At 75.2% G+C, this 4,578-nt stretch carries 4 protein-coding genes; 1 reads left to right on the top strand and 3 read right to left on the bottom strand.

Annotated elements, in window-relative coordinates; genetic code table 11:
* Window positions 1–91: 91 nt before the first annotated feature.
* Window positions 92–502 (bottom strand): peptidase inhibitor family I36 protein, encoded by a 411-nt coding sequence (locus ABZW03_RS37735; RefSeq protein ID WP_355268929.1) that lies wholly within the window; start codon window positions 500–502, stop codon window positions 92–94.
* A 160-nt stretch (window positions 503–662) separates the two neighbouring features.
* Here ABZW03_RS37735 and ABZW03_RS37730 point away from each other — a divergent pair, with 160 nt between their 5' ends.
* Window positions 663–1,748, top strand: a complete 1,086-nt coding sequence (locus ABZW03_RS37730; RefSeq protein ID WP_355268927.1) for a helix-turn-helix domain-containing protein — start codon at window positions 663–665, stop codon at window positions 1,746–1,748.
* A gap of 48 nt (window positions 1,749–1,796) precedes the next feature.
* Here the strand turns inward: ABZW03_RS37730 and ABZW03_RS37725 are convergent, their stop codons facing one another.
* Window positions 1,797–3,581, bottom strand: coding sequence for a glycoside hydrolase family 3 N-terminal domain-containing protein (locus ABZW03_RS37725; protein WP_355268925.1), 1,785 nt, complete (start codon window positions 3,579–3,581; stop codon window positions 1,797–1,799).
* Window positions 3,575–4,351, bottom strand: a complete 777-nt coding sequence (locus tag ABZW03_RS37720) for a tyrosine-protein phosphatase (protein WP_355268923.1) — start codon at window positions 4,349–4,351, stop codon at window positions 3,575–3,577. The genes ABZW03_RS37725 and ABZW03_RS37720 overlap by 7 nt, the downstream gene beginning before the upstream one ends.
* Window positions 4,352–4,578 lie beyond the last annotated feature (227 nt).

The raw sequence follows: 4,578 nt of genomic DNA, 5'->3' as shown, positions 1-4,578 counted from the left end.
GGGCCCCGGGCGGGGGGGGGGGGGGGGGGGGGGGGGGGGGGGGGGGCGGGCCCCCCCCCGCGCCCCCCCACTCCTCAACTTCGGCTGGGCGTCAGGGCCGTGCGCCGCCGACACAGATCATGTCGATCATGTCGTTCGCCGGGTCCCACCAGCCGACCGACCACTGCTCACCGGGGTTGACCGTCTTGACCGGTTCCCAAACGGTCGTCCAGTTGTACATGACCATCGCACTGCCCGTCCGGTTCCAGGCCGAGCTGATCAGATCACTGAAGCGCGGGTTGGTGTTGAAGAGGACCAGACATTGGCTGCCGCCGGCCTCGATGTGGATGCCGCCGCCACCCGCGTCCGCGAACCCGCAGGCGGTGTTCGCGGGGCAGTCGCTCCAGGCCGAGACGGTGGCCGAGGCGCTGTCGGCGCCCGCGACGGAGACGGACACGGCCGCCCCGAGGGCCGCCGCCACGGCGGCGGCCCGGATCGAACCGCGCTTGACTCGTTCGTTCACAGTGGACTCCCTTGGATCATGGGCGACTCCGCCACCCGAACCGATGTGCTCCGGTGGTTCCCGAAGGACCCCGGACGGGGACGATGGAGTCACAGCGCGGTGTTGTCCGGAACACGAAGCGCACAAGGGTGAGACAATCCAAGACAACGGTGGGGCACTCATGGGACGACGGGAGGTGCCGCTCGACCCCGAGCGCGGGGTGACCGAGCGGTTCGCGGCGGAACTCCGGGCGGTGCGGATCGGCGCGGGAGAGCCCACGTACCGTCAACTCGCCAAAGCCACGCACTACTCCGCCGCAACGCTTGCCCGGGCGGCCTCTGGGAACACGCTTCCAACCCTGGACGTCACACTGGCCTACGTCTCGGCGTGCGGTGTCCGCGACGCGGAGCTGGCCGGGTGGCGCCGCCGCTGGGAGGCCGCCCGGCACGAGTCGGACAGCCGGGCGGCCCGCAGCGCACCCGCCGTTGAGGTGGAGGCGGACCCGCCGACGGAGCCGCTCCCGGCGGATTCCGGCGACAGCGCGGAGGCCAGGACGGAGATCGGATCCCCGGTGGACCCCGAGGCCGGGGGCGCCGAAGGCACACCAGAGGAGGCCGCGCAGGAACTCGGGGAGCCCACCGAGCCGGTGGTGCCCGCAGAGCGCGCGGCACCCCGCCGTCCGGCCGTGCTGGCGGTCGCGGCCCGCCTCCTGGTCGGGCTCTCGCTCGCCGCCAACTGCGCGCTGTTCTACCTGCTCGTCGCAACCGGCTCCCACCCGGTCGAGCGCACCGCCGGACGGGCCGGGCCGGACGCCGCCCCGGCCTCCGGCGGCGTCTCCGCGGCGCCGACACCGTCGGTCCAGGACGGCACCGACCCCAAGCCGCACGGCTGCGCCGAGGACGCGGGCAACCTCGACCAGGCGCCGGTCGTCCTCCCGCAGGAGACCGTCATCGACGGCCGGCTCCAGCCCGCCGGCACGGCCCTCGGCACGGTGTCCCTGCGCTACTCCGCGCGGTGCGCCGCCGCCTGGTCGAGGTTCGACCCGGCCGAGCAGATCTTCTCCCAGCCGAACCAAGGCACTGTCACCACCCGCACCCTTCGCACCAACGACGGCACGTACACCCAGTTCCACCTCGGCCACGTCGACCAGAGCTACTCCGACCTGCTGCTCACCGGCATGGGGTGCATCGAAGCCCGCGCCACCGTCCTGGTCGCCAACGGCACCGTCGCGGCCGAGGGTTCGACCAGGTGCCTGCCCAAGCTCTGAGCAACCGGGGACCGCCACGGTCGGCGGCGGTCCCCGGTCGGACGCGGCTCAGCTCCCGTCGCCGGCGCGGTGGCCGTAGCGGAAGAGCGGGGCGCGGGTGTCGAAGGGGACGTCCTCGCGGGCCGCGGCGACGGCGGCGTCGGAGGCGGGCAGGTCGAACGGGAGGGTCGCGGTCATCGGGGCGCGGCCGAGCGCGGCGTCCAGCACGACCTCGTCCGCGGCGCCGAACTCCCCGATCAGCAGGGCCGCGTGCGGGGCGAGCGGGGTGAGCACGGCGGGCCGCTCCAGCTGGGCGGCGAGGACGGTGGGGACGGCGGCGGCCAGCGCGGTGAGCCGCTCGACCTCGGCCGGCTCGAACTCCAGCGAGCCGCTGTGGAAGTGCTGTTCCAGCAGCCCCGCGCGCCGCTCGTACGGCGTGGCCAGCCGGACGACGGCCAGGTCGGCCCGCGCCGGCTCCGCGACGACGGTGCCGTACCGGGCGGCGACGGCCGGGTCGATCCCCTCGACGTACAGCCGGGTGGCGGCCGTGGCGGTGCGCGGCTCGCCCGCCAGGTGGACCAGCGAGCGGCGCTGGACCTTGTGGCCGAGCGCCCGGCCGTCCGGGGCGCCGACCAGCTCGGCGGCGGCGTCCGGGTCGACGTACGGGTCGTCGAAGAGGCCGAGGCGGAACTTGTCGCGCAGGATGCGGCGGACCGACTCGTCGAGCCGGGCCTCGCTGACCGCGCCGGAGCGGACGGCGGCCAGGATCAGCTCCGGATCGGTCTCGCCGCCGAGCTGGTCGGCGCCCGCGTCCAGGGTGAGCACCACCTGCTCGGCGACGGACAGCTCCTCGACGCCCCAGTGCCGGGGCGGCAGGGTGGCCACCCCGGGGACGTCCATGCCGGTGATGGCGTTGAAGTCGGTGCAGACCACGCCGTCGAAGCCGTAGCGCCCGCGCAGCAGACCGGTGATGACGTCCCGGTTGAAGTTGGCGCCGACCTCGGCGAGGCCGCTGCCGGAGGGGATGGCGTAGGCGGGCATGATCTGCGCGGTGCCGGCCGCGAAGGCCGCCTCAAAGGGGCGCAGGTGGGTCTCGAACTCCCCGCCCGGGTAGACCAGTCGGCGCCCGGCGGCGAAGTGCGAGTCCTCACCGCCGGCCTGCGGGCCGCCGCCGGGGAAGTGCTTGGTCATGCAGGCGACGCTGTCCGGGCCGATCCGCTCGCCCTGGAGGCCCTCGATGTAGGCGGTGATCACGCGCGAGGCGCGGACCGGGTCCTCGCCGAAGGTGCCGCTGATCCGGGCCCAGCGGGGCTCGGTGGCGAGGTCGGCCATCGGGTGGATGGCGACCCGGATGCCGACGGCGACCAGCTCGCGGCGGATCAGGTCGGCGTAGCGGCGCACCAGTCCGGGGTCGTCGGTGGCGGCGAGGCCGATCGGTTCGGGGCCGGTGCTGAAGCCGCCGCCGGTGTGGGCGGTGGCAGGGTTGGCGGTGAAGCCGTGCCGAGGGTCGGAGGAGAGGGTGACCGGGATGCCCAGTCGACCGGCCGCGGCGAGGTCCTGGACGTGGTTGTTCCACGCGGCCATCGCGCGCGGGTCGGGGACGGCCATCATGGCGAAGTGGGTGAGGCCGGGCCCGGCGATCAGCGCGGCGCCGGAGGGGAAGGGCGGGTGCTCTCCGGGGAGCATCCGGCCGTGCAGCATCAGGGCGGCCTTCTCGGCGAGGGTCATCCGGCCGAGCAGGTCCTCGACCCGCTCCTCGACGGGCAGCCGCGGGTCCTCGTAGGGCTCCATGGTGCCGTTGTGGTTGAGGTCGCGGAAGGGCGTGCCGTCGGTGTGGTGCAGCAGGGTCAGCATGCCGTCACCTCGGCGGTGATGGTCGAAGCGGCAGCGGCCTCGGAACCGGCGGCCTTGGCGCGGAAGGCGTCCAGCGTCCCGGCGGGGACCCCGCAGGCGGCCAGCAGGCCGGCGGCGCCGCCGTGCCGGGTGCGGACCAGGTCGAGGAAGGTGCTCATCGCCCCGGCCGGGGCCTCCAGCAGCGGGGCGGGGACGGTGAACCCCTCGGCCTCGGCCGCGTTGAGCGCGGCCCGGTTGCGGTCGGCGAGGCCGGCCCAGATCTGCCGGATCGCCGCGTTGGTGCGGGCGTAGTCGGCGACGATCTCCTCGGCGGGCACCCCGAGGAGCTCCAGCAGCAGCGCGGTGAGCAGCCCGGTGCGGTCCTTTCCGGCCGCGCAGTGCACCAGCACCCCGCCGGGGCGGACGACGGCCTCCACGGCGGCGGCGAGGCCCCGCGGCGCGGACTCGGCCATCAGCAGGTAGAAGGCGCCGAGGTCCTCGGCGGTGGTCATGGCGCGCAGGGCCCGGCCCAGCTCCTCGTTGGTCGGCTCCATCCGGGCCGCGACCACGGCGAGGCCGGCGGCCTCGGCGGCGGCCCAGTCCTCGGGGCTGCTCTCGGCCTCGCTCCGGAGGTCGACGACGGTGGTGACGCCGTGCTCGCGCAGTTGGGCGACGACGGCCGCGTCGGCGGCGGGGAAGGGCTGGGCGGAGCGGAACAGGACACCGGGGCGGATCCACCGGCCGGCGGGGTCGGTGAGCGTCGCGGGGTCGCGGAAGTTGACCAGGGACATGCGGGGGCCTTTCGGGAGGTGCGCGGGGTGTGACGCAGGTGTGCGGGGGCGTAAACGGGCGCGAAGAGGTGCGAGAGGGCGTGCGGTGCCGTCCGGGCGGCCGGCGGCGCGCCCGGTGGATGCGTGACGGGAGGCCGCGGCGGACCTCCCGCTCCCGGAGCCGGCCCACGCCGCCACCGGAGCCGACGCCGCCATCGAGACCACCGAAGCCGCCGAAGCCACCGAAG

It is taken from the genome of Kitasatospora sp. NPDC004799 (assembly GCF_040609095.1).
Lineage (GTDB): Bacteria > Actinomycetota > Actinomycetes > Streptomycetales > Streptomycetaceae > Kitasatospora.
This window is presented reverse-complemented; position numbering and strand designations above follow the sequence as displayed.

Excerpts from the sequence above, each read along its gene's own strand:
- ABZW03_RS37730 (WP_355268927.1), top strand. The coding sequence starts at position 663 with ATGGGACGACGGGAGGTGCCGCTCGACCCCGAGCGCGGGGTGACCGAG.
- ABZW03_RS37725 (WP_355268925.1), bottom strand. The coding sequence starts at position 3,581 with ATGCTGACCCTGCTGCACCACACCGACGGCACGCCCTTCCGCGACCTC.
- ABZW03_RS37720 (WP_355268923.1), bottom strand. The coding sequence starts at position 4,351 with ATGTCCCTGGTCAACTTCCGCGACCCCGCGACGCTCACCGACCCCGCC.